The organism is Streptomyces sp. AN091965 (assembly GCF_022698285.1).
Lineage (GTDB): Bacteria > Actinomycetota > Actinomycetes > Streptomycetales > Streptomycetaceae > Streptomyces.
On record NZ_JALDMY010000001.1, the window covers coordinates 3613017 to 3629985 of the forward strand.

General features: G+C 73.3%; 16 protein-coding genes. 2 read left to right on the plus strand and 14 right to left on the minus strand.

Features of this window, described 5'->3' with window-relative positions; translation table 11 throughout:
• Window positions 1-6: 6 nt before the first annotated feature.
• From MQV74_RS15090 to hrcA, 14 genes are all read right to left on the minus strand, one after another.
• Entirely contained in the window at window positions 7-1296 is a 1290-nt protein-coding gene (locus tag MQV74_RS15090) for a glucarate dehydratase family protein (protein WP_242728709.1), read from the minus strand.
• A gap of 67 nt (window positions 1297-1363) precedes the next feature.
• The gene (locus MQV74_RS15095; RefSeq protein WP_242717910.1) at window positions 1364-1966 is read right to left on the minus strand and encodes a hypothetical protein; all 603 of its coding nucleotides are present in this window, start codon (window positions 1964-1966) and stop codon (window positions 1364-1366) included.
• A gap of 1 nt (window position 1967) precedes the next feature.
• Window positions 1968-2612 carry a hypothetical protein gene (locus MQV74_RS15100; protein ID WP_242717911.1) on the minus strand — a complete coding sequence of 215 codons (645 nt, stop codon included), beginning with the start codon at window positions 2610-2612 and terminating at the stop codon, window positions 1968-1970.
• Between the two features lie 18 nt (window positions 2613-2630).
• Window positions 2631-3962: a hypothetical protein gene (locus MQV74_RS15105; protein WP_242717912.1), complete on the minus strand. Its 1332-nt coding sequence runs from the start codon at window positions 3960-3962 to the stop codon at window positions 2631-2633.
• A complete protein-coding gene (locus MQV74_RS15110) occupies window positions 3962-4270 on the minus strand; it encodes a hypothetical protein (RefSeq protein ID WP_242717913.1) in 309 nt (102 codons plus the stop codon). Before MQV74_RS15110 ends, MQV74_RS15105 begins: the two co-directional genes overlap by 1 nt.
• A gap of 107 nt (window positions 4271-4377) precedes the next feature.
• Window positions 4378-5379: an adenosine deaminase gene (locus MQV74_RS15115; RefSeq protein WP_242717914.1), complete on the minus strand. Its 1002-nt coding sequence runs from the start codon at window positions 5377-5379 to the stop codon at window positions 4378-4380.
• A 136-nt stretch (window positions 5380-5515) separates the two neighbouring features.
• Entirely contained in the window at window positions 5516-6424 is a 909-nt protein-coding gene (locus MQV74_RS15120) for a ribonuclease Z (RefSeq protein ID WP_242717915.1), read from the minus strand.
• A 6-nt stretch (window positions 6425-6430) separates the two neighbouring features.
• Complete coding sequence (locus MQV74_RS15125; RefSeq protein ID WP_138959668.1) at window positions 6431-6784, minus strand: histidine triad nucleotide-binding protein; 354 nt, start codon at window positions 6782-6784, stop codon at window positions 6431-6433.
• Between the two features lie 106 nt (window positions 6785-6890).
• Complete coding sequence (locus tag MQV74_RS15130; protein WP_242717916.1) at window positions 6891-10121, minus strand: S41 family peptidase; 3231 nt, start codon at window positions 10119-10121, stop codon at window positions 6891-6893.
• A 45-nt stretch (window positions 10122-10166) separates the two neighbouring features.
• Complete coding sequence (locus MQV74_RS15135; protein WP_242717917.1) at window positions 10167-10754, minus strand: hypothetical protein; 588 nt, start codon at window positions 10752-10754, stop codon at window positions 10167-10169.
• A 156-nt stretch (window positions 10755-10910) separates the two neighbouring features.
• Window positions 10911-11660 carry a 16S rRNA (uracil(1498)-N(3))-methyltransferase gene (locus MQV74_RS15140; RefSeq protein ID WP_242717918.1) on the minus strand — a complete coding sequence of 250 codons (750 nt, stop codon included), beginning with the start codon at window positions 11658-11660 and terminating at the stop codon, window positions 10911-10913.
• Window positions 11657-12739, minus strand: coding sequence for a nitronate monooxygenase (locus tag MQV74_RS15145; RefSeq protein WP_242717919.1), 1083 nt, complete (start codon window positions 12737-12739; stop codon window positions 11657-11659). The genes MQV74_RS15140 and MQV74_RS15145 overlap by 4 nt, the downstream gene beginning before the upstream one ends.
• Before the next feature lie 164 nt (window positions 12740-12903).
• Entirely contained in the window at window positions 12904-14040 is a 1137-nt protein-coding gene (gene dnaJ / locus MQV74_RS15150) for a molecular chaperone DnaJ (RefSeq protein WP_242717921.1), read from the minus strand.
• Window positions 14041-15057 (minus strand): heat-inducible transcriptional repressor HrcA, encoded by a 1017-nt coding sequence (gene hrcA / locus MQV74_RS15155; RefSeq protein ID WP_138959673.1) that lies wholly within the window; start codon window positions 15055-15057, stop codon window positions 14041-14043.
• Window positions 15058-15308: 251 nt separating this feature from the next.
• On the opposite strand from hrcA, the gene MQV74_RS15160 reads away from it, so the two are divergent.
• Complete coding sequence (locus MQV74_RS15160) at window positions 15309-16064, plus strand: MBL fold metallo-hydrolase (protein ID WP_242717929.1); 756 nt, start codon at window positions 15309-15311, stop codon at window positions 16062-16064.
• Between the two features lie 56 nt (window positions 16065-16120).
• Entirely contained in the window at window positions 16121-16945 is an 825-nt protein-coding gene (locus MQV74_RS15165) for a DUF3097 domain-containing protein (RefSeq protein WP_242717931.1), read from the plus strand.
• Window positions 16946-16969 lie beyond the last annotated feature (24 nt).

Below are 16969 nucleotides of genomic sequence, written 5' to 3' on the forward strand. Positions count from 1 at the left end.
GGCCCGCTACCAGCGCGGCACGGACGGAGTCACCCACTCCGGTTCCGCGCGCCGCAGGGCCGCCGCGTCGTCCCGGTCCCGCAGCGCGGCGAAGTCCTCGTCCAGCCACCGCCGGTGCAGCGCGCCGAGCCGGTCGCGGTCGATCTCGACGCCGAGCCCCGGGGCGTCGCTGACGGTGACGTGCCCCCGCTCGAACCGCAGCCGCTCGGTCAGCACGTCCTCGCTCTGCCACGGGTAGTGCGTGTCGCAGGCGTGCCGCAGGCCGGGCACGGTGGCCGCGACGTGCGTCATGGCGGCGAGGCTGATCCCCAGGTGCGTGTTGGAGTGCATGGAGACGTCCACGCCGAACGTCCGGCACACGGCGGCCAGTTCCCGCGTCCGCCGCAGACCGCCCCAGTAGTGGTGGTCGCTGAGCACCACGCGCACGGCCCGTCGCGCGAAGGCCTCGGGTATCTCCTCGAAGGTCGTCACGCACATGTTGGTGGCGAGCGGCACAGGGGTCCGCGCGGCGACCTCGGCCATGGCGGCGGTGCCGAGGGCCGGGTCCTCCAGGTACTCCAGTACGTCCGCGAGCTCGTCGGCGACCTTCACCGAAGTCTCCACGGACCAGGCTCCGTTGGGGTCGAGCCTGAGCGGCGCCCGCGGGAAGGCCTCGGCGAGCGCCCTGACGGCGGCGGCCTCCTCCGCCGGCGGGAACACACCGCCCTTGAGCTTGAACGACCGGAACCCGTACCGCTCGGCGAACGCCCGCGCCTGCGCGACGATGCCCTCCGGGCCGAGCGCGGGCCCCCAGCCGTCCTTTTCGGCGACCACGCCCCGCGGGTGCGCGGCGTACTTGTAGAACAGATAGCCGCTGTACTCCACGGAGTTCCGCACCTTGCCACCGAGCAGCGCGTGCACGGGCAGGCCGAGCGCCTTGCCGAGGGCGTCCAGGCACGCCACCTCGAACCCGGACACCACGGAGAGGCGCAGCTTGTCCGCGGTCTGCGTGCCGCGCAGGCCGCCGACGTCGACGGCGGTGTCCACGCGGCGGGCGTCCACGCCGATGCCGTCCGCCAGTGTGAACAGCCCGTTGAGGTCCCCCACCTCCCGCCCCACCAGCTTCGCGGCCAGCGGCCCGGCCAGCTCCAGATACTTCCCGTCGCCGTACGTCTCCCCCGCACCGACCGTGCCGTCCTCCGTCTCCACCTCGATGATCAGGCGTGGCGTGTACGGCTGGTGCAGCCCCTGGGTGTTCAGGAGCGGGGGGTCGGCGACGAGCACGGGGGTGAGCCGCACATCGGTGACGGTGAGCATGGCGCCTCCGGCAGGGTGAACGCTGTCCACATATAAGAACGCACCTTAGGGAGGCCCACCGGCGCCGTCAATGCCCCTCCCGCCCCTGCCAGTGCAGGGTCCCCGCAACGGTGTCGAAGAGCTCGACCATCCGGGGCGCGAGGGCCTCCATGGGCGTGGAGAAGGTCAGCGTGAGCCAGGCCGTGCTCGTCGGCACCGGCAGGTTGTACACCACCGTGGTCGTGCCGAGCGTGCCGCCCATGAGGCGCTCCGGGGCCGGTGCCTCGGTGCGCCGCTCCCGCACGGCCTCGCCCGCGCCCGCCAGCTCCACGAGCTCGGCGCCCGGGAGCCGCCGGGCCAGGTCGCACGCCGTCCGGCAGCCGGGCCAGGCCTCGGGGGCGAGGCTCACCAGGAGGGAGGAGGCCAGGGGCACGCCGCCCAGCCTCAGCAGCGACAGATAAAGCTCCACCCCACCCACCCGCCCCGCCCTCTTGACCTCCTCCCGCAATTCCCGCACCAGCCGCTCCTCGACCAACGGCACGTGATCGACCCCGGCGAGCTGCCGCCCCACGAGTACGACGAGGGCGCGGTCGCGCGCTTTTGGGGGGTGCAGGGGGAGCTGGAACCATCCCTCGGGAACGAGAATGCCGTACTCGGCAGGCGGATCGACTCGCTGGGCTCGGGTAGGCATGTCAGGCCCCACCCCGGGCCGTGGCATTCCGCTCGTCGAAGTCCGAAGGAACGGGCACGAGGCGGATGGTGGACATGAGCTTGTCGGCGAGGTGCGTGACTTCGTCGGACCGGTCGAACGAGAGCCAGTCCACGTTGAGGACGAAGATCTCTTCCTGTCCTGTCGGCCAGACCGCGTACCGCAGAGTCTCCGACAGTCGACGGCCGAAACCGAAGCGGCGCCTTTCCTCCAATACCGCTTGAATGCGCAGCGCAGGGCCAATGGGAAGCTCCAGATCGGACACTGCGGGAGTGCTCTTCGGTTTGGCGTCGCCCCAGTCCAGCAGTCGGGAGCGCCATTCGTCGGGAGTCGGCCTGGGCACCCCGTCCTCGCCATAACTGCTGGCCGCCAGCTCCGCCAGGCGCTGGCCACCCACCGTGTACATGGCACAGGCCAGTACAGGGCCCTCGGCGTTCAAGTTCAGCGCCAGCTGCGTGAGCTCGCGCTGCAAGGCAGGTTTCCCCACCAACAGTTCCAGCGGATTGAACTGTTCGACGAGCTCGGCTGCGATCCGTTCCGCTTCCGCCCGCGACCCCTCGTACAGCGTCAGCCCCAGCCAGTCGTCGCCGAAGTCGAAATCGATGACGTAGTCCTCATCAGACCTCATGACTCGCCCGCCCTCTCCTCAGTGAACCTCGTCCATGAACAAGCCTCCAGCGGTGATTCCTGATCCCGCCAATGTCATACCGGTAGCTGTTCGGGACAGTTTGTTCACCGCGTCGTACTGCCCCAGGGACTTGCCCAGGTGCTTGATTTCCTTCAGGCCGGATGCCACTGAGGCATCAGCCAGCGAAACCGACTTCAGCGCGCCTTTGAGACCATTCCCGCCCCCGCGGTCCTTGAGCTCACGCCAAGCTTGGCGGTATCCACCGTGGAAACCACTCTTCCAAGTGGAGGCGCTGAAGACCTCCGTGATGGGCTCCCGAAGGGACGCGGAGATATCGCCTTCTTCCAGGCGTCCACCCTGCAATTGCCGATTCAGAGCCTTGCGGTTGCGCTTCATCTGACGCGGCGTCTCCCGGCCACCCTTGGCCAACCGCATCCGATGCAACGTCCCCGACACATACCGCCCAGCCACCTTGGAAAACGCCTTGCCCGCCCCCATCGCCAGTAGGCCCACCGCCGACCAGGCGAGTTCTGTCCACTGCGCGTCGCCCATGGCGACCTGCGTGGCGGTGCAGGCGATGCCGGTCAGGGTGGCGGCCATGGAGACCGCGCCCAGGAGGGTGGCCAGGCCCTGGCCGACGGCGGGGATCCAGCCGACGGCGAGGGCGGCGAGGCCGGCCCACTTGGCGATGGCCTCGGTGACGGAGGCGACGCGGTCCACGAAGGCGGCGAAGCGGTCCCGGAAGCCGTCCTTGAGGGAGTCGGCGGGGACGGCGTCGGCGAGGGCGTCGCGGGCCCGCCGCGCGGCGGCGTCGCGGATCCGCAGCGCCTCGCGGAGCTTCGCGCGGGCCGCGTCGAGGGCGTCCCCGGCTTCCCGTTCCTGCTGCTCGAGCTCGGCCTTGCGGCGATGGCCGACGTCACCGTCGAGGGCCTTCTTCGCGGCGCTGCCGCGCTCCTGTGCGCCCAGGGCCTCGCGCCGGGCGATGTCGGCGATCTTCTGGGCCCGGTGGAGTTCGGTGACGTACGGACCGGCGGGCGCGGCGGCGTTCGCCGCGTAGTCGCCGCCGTGGTCGACGATCCGGTCGCCGATGGCATCGGCGGCCGCCCGGTAGCGCCCGTGCGCGGCTTCAAGGCGACCCCGGCACTTCTTGGCCCGGCCCCGGAACTCACGGCCCGCCGCGCTGTCCCAGGAGGTCACCTCGGCGGCGGCCTTGAGGTGGCGGACCTGCCGTTCCAGTTCGTCGGCCGTGCGCCGGAGCTTGCGGCCGAGCTCCTCGACGCGGTCGGGGTCGCCGGGGACGGGGTCGCTGTCCGCGAGGGGCTGCCAGTCCCGGGGCCGGGCGGCGCCCATCAGGGCCTCGTCGGCTTGTCGGAGGCGCGCAGGGCGCGGGCCAGCTCGCCGTCCACGCCGTCGTACGCCCTCGCGGCGGCCTTCGCGAGGCCGGCGAGGCGGGCGACCTCGTCGGCGAGCTCCTCCCGGTGGCCCTCCCAGTCGTCCGCGAACTCGCCGAAGCGGTCGGCCAGACCGCCGTCGCCGAAGTCGTCCTCGTACTGGCCTCGCAGCTCGTCGAGTCCGTCGAAGGCGTCCTTGACGCGGCCGAGGCCCGCGCCCATCTCGTGGATCAGGCGCAGATCGTCGACCTTCGTGTACTCGCCCACGCCAGACGCCCCTCCCGGTCCGGTCGGCATCAAGGAGGGGCGAGCGTATCGAGCACGAGATCAACTCCGGCGCGGCAGCGCCGGGTTGACCACTCGAAAGGAGGCCTCTAGTCGAACTGGTACGCCTCGACCTCCGCCAGGTACTCCGCGCGCAGCGCCTCCTCCTCCGGGGAGCCGTCGAGGAAGGCCGCCTCGAAGGAGTTGCGGGCCAGTTCGCGGAGCTGGTTCTCGTCGAGGCCGAGGGCCTCGTGCACCGCGTGGAAGGTGTCGCCGACGTAGCCGCCGAAGTACGCGGGGTCGTCGGAGTTGACGGTGCACAGCAGGCCCGCGGCCATCATCTGCGGCAGGGGGTGGTCCTCCAGGACGTCGACGGCGCGCAGGCGGACGTTGGAGAGCGGGCAGAGGGTCAGCGGGACGCGGTCGCGGACCAGGCGGCGGACCAGCTCCGGGTCCTCGACGCAGCGCAGGCCGTGGTCGATGCGCTCGACGCCGAGGACGTCCAGGGCCTCGGTCACGTACGCGGCGGGGCCCTCCTCGCCCGCGTGGGCGACCCGGCGCAGGCCGAGCGCGGCCGCCGCCTCGTACACGGCGGCGAACTTGCGCGGCGGGTGGCCCACCTCGGCCGAGTCGAGGCCGACCCCGGTGATGCGGTGGAGGTGGGGCTTCGCGGCCTCCAGGGTCTCCATGGCCGACTCGGCGGACTCGTCGCGCAGGAAGCACATGATGAGGCGGGTGGTGATGCCGTGGCGCTCGCGGCTGCGGTCGAGCGCGCGGCCCAGGCCCTCGACGACCGTGCCGATCTCCACGCCGCGCGCGGTGTGGGCCTGGGGGTCGAAGAAGATCTCGGCGTGGCGCACGCCCTGGGCCGCGGCCCGGGCGAGGTAGGCGTCGGCGAGCTCCTCGAAGTCGGCCTCCGTGCGCAGCACGGCCATGAGGCCGTAGTAGAGGTCGAGGAAGGACTGGAGGTCCTGGAAGAGGTAGGCCTCGCGGAGGGCCTCGGTGTCGGCGTACGGCAGGGTGACGCCGTTGCGCTCGGCGAGGGCGAAGGCGAGCTCGGGCTCCAGGGTGCCTTCGATGTGCAGGTGGAGTTCGGCCTTGGGGAGGGGCATGAGGTGCTTCTTCGTTCTGGGGGGCTGGGGGGGTGTGGGGCAATGGGGGAAAGCTCGGCGGATCGAGGGGCCCGAGCGGCGGCCGGGGCTGGGCGGCTCAGGGGGCCCGAGCGGTGTCGGCGGGCCCCCCGCGGCCTCAGGGGCTGCGCTTCGGCAGCGGCACCCGCATCAGGTCCCGCGCCACCGTCAGCTCCCCCTCGAAACCGGCGGCCCGCGCCTGCTGCTCGAAGACGGACGGGTCCGGGTACCGCTGGCTGAAGTGGGTGAGGACGAGGTGCCTGACCCCCGCGTCCCGGGCCACCGCAGCGGCCTGACCTGCCGTCAGATGACCGTGGTCGGAGGCCAGTTGATGATCCTCGTCGAGGAACGTGGACTCGATGACGAGCATGTCGCAGCCGTCGGCGAGCGCGTGCACGCCGTCGCACAGCCGGGTGTCCATCACGAAGGCGAACCGCTGCCCGCGGCGCACCTCGCTCACCTCGTCGAGGCTGATTCCGCGCAGGCTGCCCTCGCGCTGGAGGACCCCGACGTCGGGCCCGGTGACGCCGCGCTCGGCGAGGAGCCTCGGCAGCATGCGCCGCCCGTCGGGCTCGACGACGCGGTAGCCGTACGACTCGACGGGGTGGGAGAGCTTCGCCGCCTCCAGGCGGTACGACGGCGCGGTGGCGAGGAGGCCGTCGGCGGCGACGGGCTCCTGGGCGATGCGGACCGTCTCGCGGTACGCGGTCGCGTACCGCAGGCGGTCGAAGAAGTGCTCCCCGGAGGCCGGGTAGTGGGCGGTGACGGGGTGCGGCACGCGGTCCAGGTTGATGCGCTGGATGACACCCGCGAGGCCCAGGGAGTGGTCCCCGTGGAAGTGCGTGACGCAGATGCGGTTGAGGTCGTGCGCGGCCACGGAGGCACGCAGCATCTGCCGCTGCGTGCCCTCGCCGGGGTCGAACATGATGCCCTCGCCGTCCCACAGCAGCACGTACCCGTTGTGGTTGCGGTGCCGGGTCGGGACCTGGCTCGCGGTGCCGAGCACCACCAGTTCGCGTGCGGACACGAGGTGCTATCCGGGGGGCCACTGGAGGCCGCGGCCTCCAAGGACGTGGGCGTGCGCGTGGAAGACGGTCTGTCCGGCGCCGGCCCCGGTGTTGAAGACGATGCGGTAGCTGTCCGCCTGCTCCTGGGCGGCCACCTCGCCCGCCTCGCGCAGCACGTCGGCGGCGGCCGAGGGCTCGGCGGCGGCGAGGGACGCGGCGTCCGGGTAGTGCACCTTGGGGATCACCAGGACGTGCGTCGGCGCCTGGGGGTTGATGTCGCGGAAGGCGAGGGTGGTCTCCGTCTCGCGCACGACCGTCGCGGGCACCTCCTTCGCCACGATCTTGCAGAACAAGCAGTCGTCCTGTGGTTCGCCCGCCATGGTCCAACCTCCTGATCATGTTTGCCTACGTCGGCATGCTATCCGCCCGTGTGTGCGGGCCCGCCGGGGACCGGTCCGCCCGCGCACGGGCGGACCGCGGCCCCGGTCAGGGCAGCGGCGGCGCCGTCTTGGCCGGGTTCTCGGCCAGCGCGGCCAGGGCGATGCGGACGGCCTCGTCGAGCTGCGGGTCACGTCCGGCCGCGTGGTCGTCGGGGGTCACCACGACCTCGACGTCGGGGTCGACGCCGTGGTTCTCCACGCCCCAGCCGTGGCCCTCCATCCAGAAGGCGTACTTGGGCTGGGTGACGAGCGTGCCGTCGACGAGGTGGTAGCGGCTGTCGATGCCGACGACGCCGCCCCAGGTGCGCGTGCCCACGACGGGACCGATGCCGAGGGCCTTGATCGCCGCGTTCACGATGTCCCCGTCGGAGCCGGAGAACTCGTTGGCCACGGCGACGACGGGCCCGCGCGGGGCGTCCCCGGGGTAGCTGAGCGGCCCGGAGCCGCGCGGCAGGTCCCAGCCGACGATGCGCCGGGCCAGCTTCTCCACGACGAGCTGCGAGGTGTGCCCGCCGCGGTTCTCGCGGACGTCCACGACCAGGCCCTCGCGGGCCACCTCGACGCGCAGGTCGCGGTGGATCTGCGCCCAGCCGGGCGCCTGCATGTCGGGGACGTGGAGGTAGCCGAGGCGGCCACCGGAGAGCTCGTGGACGTAGGCCCGGCGGTCGGCGACCCACGCGTGGTAGCGCAGCGGCTCCTCGTCGTCCACGGGGATCACCACGGCGTGCCGCGGGTCGCCGCCCCCGGCCGGGGACACGGTCAGCTCGACGGGCTTGCCCGCGGTGCCGACGAGCAGCGGCCCTGGACCGGTGACGGGGTCGACGGGCCGCCCGCCGACGGCGAGGACCGCGTCGCCCGCGCGCACGGCGACGCCGGGCGCGGCCAGCGGGGAGAGCCCGGCCGGGTCGGAGGTCTCCGACGGCAGGACCCGGTCGACGCGCCACAGGCCGTCCTCGCCGCGCGAGAGGTCCGCGCCGAGGAGGCCCTGGCGGCTGCCGTAGCCGCCGCGGGGCACCACGTAGGCGTGGGAGGTGCCCAGTTCGCCCTGGACCTCCCACAGCAGGTCGACGAGGTCGTCGTGCGTGGCGACGCGGTCCAGGACGGGGCGGTAGCGCTCCAGGACGCCGTCCCAGTCGACGCCGCCCATGTCGGCCCGCCAGAAGTTGTCGCGCATGAGGCGGCCCGCCTCGGCGTACATCTGCCGCCACTCCGCGGCCGGGTCGACCTCCTGGCGGACCCGGCCGAGGTCGACGGCGATGTTGGTGTCGCTGTCCTCGTCGGCGGAGGCCCGCCGGTCGCTCGGCACCACCTTGAGCTTGCCGTCGGCCCACAGCAGGATCCGCTTGCCGTCGCCGGTGACGGCGAAGTGGTCGGCGTCGCCCGCCAGTTCCTCGACGCGGCGCTGGGCGAAGTCGTAGCGCTCCAGGGCGGAGCAGGGCTCGGGCCCCGACGGGGTGGCCCGCGACGCGCCGAGCACGCCGCGCACCGGGTGGCGCAGCCACAGCAGCCCGTCCTTGGCGGCGCGCAGCGTGCTGTAGCGGGCGGCCTCGACGGGGAAGGGCACCACGCGGTCGACGAGGCCCTCCAGGTCTATCCGGGTCACCGGCGAGCCCTCGCTGTCGGGGGTCTCGGCGTGCGGCCCCTCGGCGGAGTCGAAGGCCCGGCCGTGCCGCTGCGGCCCGAACGGCGAGGGTGTCGTGGCCGCGAGGGTGAGCAGGTGCGGCCGGGAGCCGCCGACGAAGGCGAGGTCGAAGACGTGGTCGTCGTAGACCGGGTCGAAGGCCCGCGCGGAGAGGAACGCCAGGTGCTTGCCGTCGAGCGTGAACGCCGGGCTGTAGTCGCGGAAGCGCAGCTGGGTGGCCTCCGAGACCGACAGGTCCGCGGTGTTGGCGAGCTTGAGCTGGCGCAGCGGGCGCGGCCCGGGGTGGGACCAGGCGAGCCAGGCGCAGTCCGGCGAGAAGACGAGGCCGGTGGCCTCGCCGTGCTCGGCGCGGTCGACCTCGCGCACCTCGCCGCTCTCGCGCTCCACGAGCAGGATCCGGCCGTCGTGCGAGGCGACGGCCGCGCGGCTGCCGTCGGGCGCCACGGCGAGCGCGAGCACCCGCCCGAGCTGCCCCGCGGCCAGGCGGCGCGGGGTCGCGCCGGGGGCGGGGCCGGTCGCGGGCGCGAACTCCAGGGCGTCGTCGCCCTCCGCGTCCGTCACCCACACCACGTGCTCCTCGCCGTCCACGCGGAAGGTGCGCGGAAGGCGGGCCCGGACGCCGGGCGCGGCGGCGAGCGCGCGGGCGGGGCCCTCGCGGTGCGTGACCCAGTGCACGGCGCCGCGCACCGAGACGGCGCTGCCGCGCCCGCCGTGGTCGGGCGCCGCGGCCCCGAACCAGCGGGCCGCGCTGACCGGGTGCGGCTGGAGGTCGACGCGCTGCCCGCCGAGCCGGACGTCCAGACGGCGCGGCGCGGCGTCCGACAGGTCGTCCAGGAGCCAGAGTTCACCGGCGCTCGCATAGGCGACGCGGGTGCCGTCGGTGGCGGCGTGCCGGGCGTAGAAGCCGTCGACGGGCGTGTGGCGGCGCAGGTCGGTGCCGTCGGGCAGGGACGAGTACAGGGCGCCGACGCCCTCGTGGTCGGAGAGGAAGGCGATGCGGCCGCCCACCCACAGAGGGTGCTCGATGTTGCCGTCGAGGCCCTCGTGGACGCGCACGAAGCCGGGGCCGGAGGAGGCTTCGGCGGCTTCGGCGGAGGTCTCGGGCCGCCGCGTCCGGATCCACAGCTTCCCCGCCGTGCCGCCCCGGTACCGCTTCCACCAAGCCGCCTCGCGGCCCATCGGCGCGGACAGGAGCAGGACTTCGCCGTCGGGTCCGTGCGCCGCGTCGCCGACGAGTCCGTACGGCAGCTGCTCCGCGGGCCCGCCGTCGAGCGGCACGGCGTGCGCCCAGGTGCGGCGGAAGGAGGCCTGGCCGTGCGCGCCGACCGCGAGGACCCGCCCGTCGGGCGTCCAGCCGCGCACGGACGTCTTCGCGTTCCCCCAGTACGTGAGGCGCTTGGACGGGCCGCCGTCGACGGGCGCGACGTGCACCTCGGGCGCTCCGTCACGCGTCGACGTCCACGCGACGGTGGTGCCGTCCGGGGAGATCCGCGGGTGGCTGACGGGCGTGTTGTCGGCGCTGACCCGCCAGGCCCGACCGCCGTCGAGAGGCGCGATCCATACGTCGTCCTCGGCGGTGAAGGCGGTCAACTCGCCGTGCGGATGCGGAAACCGGAGGTAGGCAGGCTGTGTCACACCGTCACCCTAAGCAGGCGACGCCGCGCGGGGCACCGTTTTGGATCACTTGCCCGGATAGCAGTCGCAGGTGGGGTCCGGCCGCTCGGTCACCGTGACGGTGGCGGTGGGCCCTGGCTCGTCCCGGCCGGGGTCGTGGTTCACGGGCGGGGTGTGGCGGCCGCCGCCGTTGCCTCCGTCGTTGTCGCCGCCGCCGTTGCCTCCGTCGTTGTCGCCGTCGCCCTTGTCGCCGTCGTCGTCGTTCCCCTTGCCGCCTTCGCAGTTGCCGAGCACGTCGACGCGGAACCACTCCTTGCCCTCGACCCGCGCGGTCAGATTGCCGCGGACGCACTTGCCGTTGCGCACGTCAGTGACCCTGCCCTTGAGGGTGATGTCCTTGTCGTCCTCGGACTTTCCCTGGCAGTCGACCTCGGCCTCGCGCGGCTCGTCGGTGGCCTTCCGCTCGCCGTCGCCGTCCTTCTTCACGAACGAGGCCGTGCAGTTGAACCAGCCCACGTCCAGGTGCTGGCGCTCCAGCTCGGCGGTGCCCATCTTGTCGGTGGTCAGCGCGATGGCGGAGGTGCTCATGTCACCCTCGACGGGGTCGCAAGCGGCCAGGGCGAACCCGGTGGCGCCCGCGGCCACGAGGGCCACGAGGATCCGCCGCCCTCTCGCCGTGCCCGGGCCCGGGATCCGCCTACGCCGGACAGGTCGCGGTAGTCGCCTCACAACCCCCATGGATGGCAGCGTGCCACCGCCCGGGCCCGGGCGGTAGACCGGTTGCGGCCATCTGTCCAGTCGCCCGTCCGGTCAGGACCAGCGGCCCGTGCGGCCGAGGAGCAGCGCCGTCGCCGCGGTGCCCGCGGTCGACGTGCGCAGCACGCTGCGCCCGAGCCGGTACGGCTTCGCGCCCGCCTCGGCGAACGCCGCGAGCTCCTCCGGCGAGACGCCGCCCTCGGGCCCGACGACGAGCACGATCCGGCCGGACGCCGGGAGCGGGGCGGTGGCCAGCGGCTCGCTGCCCTCCTCGTGCAGGACGCCCGCGAAGTCGGCGTCCGCGAGGAGCCCCGCGACCTGCTTGGTCGTGGCGGCCTCCGCGACCTCGGGGAAGCGGACACGGCGGGACTGCTTGCCCGCCTCGCGCGCCGTCGCCCGCCACTTGCCGAGCGCCTTCAGACCGCGCTCGCCCTTCCACTGCGTGATGCAGCGGGAGGCGGCCCAGGGCACGACGGCGTCCACCCCGGTCTCCGTCATGGTCTCCACGGCGAGTTCACCGCGGTCGCCCTTGGGCAGCGCCTGGACGACGGTGATCAGGGGGCTCTGCGCCTCCTGTTCGCGTACGCCGTCCTCGTCGAGGGCGACCAGGAGCCGGTCCTTGCCCTCGGCGGCGGCCACGGTGCCGTGCGCCCAGCGCCCCGCGCCGTCGGTGAGCACCACGTCCTCACCGGCGCGCAGCCGCTTCACGGACACGGCGTGCCGCCCCTCGGGGCCTTCGAGCACGTACGTCCGTCCGGGCGCGGCCCCCGCGAAGTCGTCGACGACGAACACCGGCGCGGTCATGCGGCACCGCCCGCGTCCCGGCCCGCGGACACGGCCCGCGCCTCGTCGAGTTCGGCCACGAGCACCTCCACGAGTTCTCCGGCGGGCAGCTGGCGCGCGAGCCGGTGGCCCTGGCCCGCCCATAGGGCCATGGCCTGCGGGTCGCCGGTCTTGGCCGCCGCCTTGCGCAGCTCGGACGTCAGATAGTGGATCTGCGGGTAGGCGGCGGGCGCGTACGGGCCGTGCTCACGCATGAAGCGGTTGACGAGCCCGCGCGCGGGGCGGCCCGAGAACGCCCGGGTCAGCTCGGTCCGCACGAACCGCGGGTCGGTCATGGCCTGCTTGTGCAGCGGCTGCGCGCCGGACTCCGGGGTGACGAGGAACGCGGTGCCGAGCTGCGCCAGGTCGGCGCCCGCCGCCAGCACCGCGGCGATCTGCGCGCCGCGCATCAGTCCGCCCGCGGCGATGACGGGCAGCTGTACGGCCTCCCTGACCTGCGTGATGAGGCTCAGCAAGCCGATCCCGGCGCCGTCCGTCTCCGGGTTGTCGCGGTGCGTGCCCTGGTGGCCGCCCGCCTCGACGCCCTGGACACACACGGCGTCGGCGCCCGCGGCCTGCGCGGCCAGGGCCTCCTCGGGCGTGGTGACGGTGACGACGGTCGTGGTGCCGACCCGCTCCAGGGCCTGGAGGTCCTTGCGGGAGGGGCAGCCGAACGTGAACGACACCAGCGGCACGGGGTCGTCGCGCAGGATCGCCAGCTTCGCCTCGTAGCCGTCGTCGAGCTTGCCGTCGGTGTCGCCGAGCTCCGTCTCGTACCAGGTGGCCTCTCCGGCGAGCTGGTTGCGGTACACCTCGACCGCCGCGGGGTCCGCGCAGGCGGGCTGCGGCATAAAGAGGTTCACCCCGAACGGGCGCGCCGTCAGGCCTCTGACCTGCTTTATCTCCTGGTACATGCCGTCGGCGGTCTTGTACCCGGCCGCGAGCGAGCCGAGCCCCCCGGCCTCGGACACGGCCGCCGCGAGCTGCGGGGTCGAGCCCCCGCCCGCCATCGGGGCCTGCACGATCGGATGACGACAGAGAGCGTGGAGAGGGGAGACCATACCGGCATCGTGCCACGTCTGGCGGGGGCGCCTCGTGCGGGGTACGTCCCCGCCGCTACCGCGGCGGGATTTCCCCCACCCACCCGTGGCTCCCAGCTTCGCCGGTGCGGCCCCGGCGCGGAGCGCTGCGGCTCGTCGTCCGCCCGGGGCCCACCGTTCAAGCGCTAACGCCCGTTAAAGGCATCCTTCAGGCGGGAGAACAGCCCCTGCTGCCCCGGCTGGAACTGACCCGTGGGCCGCTCCTCGCCCCGCAGCTTCGCCAGCTCCCGCAGCAGCCGCTCCTGCTCGGCGTCGAGCTTCGTGGGGGTGAGCACCTCCACGTGCACGATCAGGTCGCCGCGGCCGCCGCCCCGCAGATGCGTGACGCCGCGCCCGTGCAGCGGGATCGACTGCCCGGACTGCGTGCCGGGCCGGATGTCGACCTCCTCGACACCGTCGAGCGTCTCCAGCGGCACCTTCGTACCGAGCGACGCCGCCGTCATCGGAATGGTGACGGTGCAGTGCAGATCGTCGCCGCGCCGCTGGAAGACGGCGTGGGGCAGCTCGTGGATCTCCACATAGAGGTCGCCCGCCGGGCCGCCGCCGGGGCCGACCTCGCCCTCGCCCGCGAGCTGGATCCGGGTGCCGTTGTCGACACCCGCGGGGATCTTGACCGTGAGGGTGCGCCGCGAGCGGACCCGGCCGTCGCCCGCGCACTCGGGGCACGGCGTGGGCACCACGGTGCCGAAGCCCTGGCACTGGGGGCAGGGCCTCGAGGTCATGACCTGGCCGAGGAAGGACCGCGTGACCTGGGACACCTCGCCACGGCCGCGGCACATGTCACAGGTCTGCGCGGAGGTGCCGGGCGCGGCGCCCTCGCCGGAGCACGTCGTGCAGACGACGGCCGTGTCGACCTGGATGTCCTTGGTCGTGCCGAAGGCCGCCTCGTCGAGGTCGATCTCCAGCCGGATCATGGCGTCCTGGCCGCGGCGGGTGCGCGAGCGCGGCCCGCGCTGCGACGCCGTACCGAAGAACGCGTCCATGATGTCCGAGAAGTTGCCGAAGCCACCGGCTCCGAAACCGCCCGCGCCCGCGCCGCCCGACTGGGACAGCGGGTCACCACCGAGGTCGTAGACCTGCTTCTTCTGCGGGTCCGAGAGGACCTCGTAGGCGGCGTTGATCTCTTTGAAGCGCTCTTGCGTCTTGGGATCGGGATTGACGTCCGGGTGCAGCTCGCGCGCGAGCCGCCGGAAAGCCTTCTTGATCTCGTCCTGGGACGCGTCGCGGCGCACGCCGAGCACGGCGTAGTAGTCCGTGGCCACTTACGACTCCGCCAGGATCTGTCCGACGTAACGTGCCACTGCGCGTACTGCTCCCATCGTTCCCGGATAGTCCATGCGGGTCGGTCCGACCACGCCTAGCTTGGCCACTGCCTCGCCTCCCGAACCGTAGCCGACGGAGACCACGGACGTGGAGCTGAGTCCCTCGTGGGCGTTCTCGTGACCGATCTTCACGGTCATGCCCGAATCCGTAGCCTCACCAAGCAACTTGAGGAGGACGACCTGTTCCTCCAGGGCCTCGAGGACCGGCCGGATCGTGAGAGGGAAGTCATGTCCGAAGCGGGTGAGATTGGCGGTGCCGCCGATCATCATCCGCTCCTCGTTCTCCTCGACCAGGGTTTCGAGGAGGGTGGACAGGACCGTCGCCACCGTGGCCTGGTCCTCCTTGTCGAAGGACTCGGACAGGTCCTGGACGAGCTGCGGCACGTCCGAGAACCGGCGGCCCGCGACCCGGCTGTTGAGCCGCGCCCGCAGGTCCGCGAGTGACGTTTCGCCGAACGGCGCCGGACAGTCGATCAGGCGCTGCTCGACCCGCCCCGTGTCCGTGATCAGGACGAGCATGAGCCGGGCCGGGGCGAGCGAGAGCAGTTCCACGTGGCGCACCGTCGACCGCGTCAGGGACGGGTACTGCACCACGGCGACCTGCCGGGTCAGCTGCGCGAGCAGCCGCACCGTACGGCCCACGACGTCGTCCAGGTCGACGGCGCCGTCCAGGAAGTGCTGGATCGCGCGGCGCTCGGGGGAGCTCAGCGGCTTGACGCCCGCCAGCTTGTCCACGAACAGCCGGTAGCCCTTGTCGGTGGGGATGCGCCCGGCGCTGGTGTGCGGCTGGGCGATGAACCCCTCCTCCTCCAGCGCCGCCATGTCGTTACGGACCGTGGCCGGAGAGACGCCCAGGTGATGACGCTCGGTGAGCGCCTTGGAGCCGACCGGCTCCTGGGTGCCCACGTAGTCGTGGACGATGGCGCGCAGCACCTCAAGCCTGCGTTCACTGAGCATCGCGCACACCTCCACCTGTCGTCCCTCGTCCGTGGCCCCCGCGGCGGCCCCACCCTGGCACTCACCACGCGCGAGTGCCAACCTTCATCGAGTCAGTGTACGGCCGCCGGGTACAGCCCCGGCAAGGGCCGACTCCTTTAGTCATGCCCACGTGTGGCCCGTGCCACCGGCCCGCTCGCGCCCCGCGCCGCGGCGCCGACGGCACGGGGGCACCGGCTGCCGGGCGCCGGGGGTGGCGCTAGCGTCACCGTATGGACGTAAGCGTGACACCGGCCCCTGACTGGCAGGAGGCGGGCTGGGAGCGGCTCACCGCACGGGTGGGACGGCGCCGGCTGCCCGTCTGGGACTGCACGGTCGGGCTGGTCGTGGGCGACGGGGCCGCCCTGATGATCGAGGCCGGATCCAGCCTGCGGGAGGGCGCGCTGCTGCGCGCCGAGGCCCAGCGGCTGCTCGGCGGCGGCCGCCGTGTGACCCATCTCGCGCTGACGCACCCGCACTTCGACCACGTGCTCGGCGCCGCGGCGTTCGCCGGGGTCGAGGTGTTCGGCGCGGTCGGCGTCGACGCGGTGCTCGACGCCGACCGCGAGGGCCTGCGCACGGACGCCGTCACCCACGGCCTGGACGCCCGCGCCGCCGCCGAGGCCACCGACGTCCTGGTGCTCCCGCACCACCTGGTGAGCGGGGAGCGCACCCTCGACCTGGGCGGCGTCCAGGTGCTCCTCGCGAACGTCGGCCCCGGCCACACCGGCCACGACCTGGCGGTCCTGGTGCCCGGCGGCGCGCCCGGAGAGCCCGAGGTCGTCTTCTGCGGCGACCTCGTGGAGGAGTCGGGCGAACCCCAGGCCGGTGTCGACGCGGTCCCGGGGCGGTGGCCCGCCGCGCTCGACCGGCTGCTCGGCCTGGGCGGCCCGGACGCGCGGTACGTGCCCGGGCACGGGGCGGTCGTCGACGCGGCCTTCGTACGGGCCCAACGCGATGAGCTGGCGGCGCGGTTCGGGGTGCGGTGAGCGACGCGGGCACGTCCCCGTGACGGGATGTCACGCGATGTCATAACGTCTGTCGAATGCGCAGCTACAACCCGGACCTCACCCCGCCGTGGAAGAGGTCGGCCCCCGTCCCCGAAGTCCCCGCCGACGTCGACCTGGTGGTGGAGGAGGTCAGGACCGGCTTCTGCGGCGCGGTGATCCGCTGCGAGAAGACCGCCGAGGGCCCGACGGTGACCCTTGAGGACCGCTTCGGCAAGCACCGGGTGTTCCCGATGGTGCCGCGCGGCTTCCTCCTGGAGGGCAGGGCCGTCACGCTCGTCCGCCCGAAGGCGGCGGCAGCGGCAGCGCGGCCCGCGCGCACCGCGTCCGGCTCGATCGCCGTTCCCGGGGCGCGGGCACGGGTGGCACGCGCCGGGCGCATCTATGTGGAGGGGCGCCACGACGCGGAGCTCGTCGAGAAGGTGTGGGGCGACGACCTGCGCATCGAGGGCGTCGTCGTCGAGTACCTGGAGGGCGTCGACGACCTCCCGGCGATCGTCGAGGAGTTCGCGCCGGGCCCCGACGCGCGCCTCGGAGTCCTCGTGGACCACCTCGTGCCCGGCTCCAAGGAGTCCCGGATCGCGGCCGCGGTCTCCAGCCCGCACGCGCTGGTGGTCGGCCACCCGTACATCGACGTCTGGGAGGCGGTGAAGCCGTCGTCCCTGGGCATCGCGGCCTGGCCCCGCGTGCCGCGCGGCCAGGACTGGAAGACCGGGGTGTGCCGCTCCCTCGGCTGGCCGGAGAACACCGGGGCCGCGTGGCAGCGGATCCTGGGCTCGGTGCGCAGCTACAAGGACCTGGAGCCGGCGTTGCTCGGCCGCGTGGAGGAACTGATCGATTTCGTGACGGCCCCCGCCCCGTAGCTTCCCGGCGGGGCGGGCGGGCCC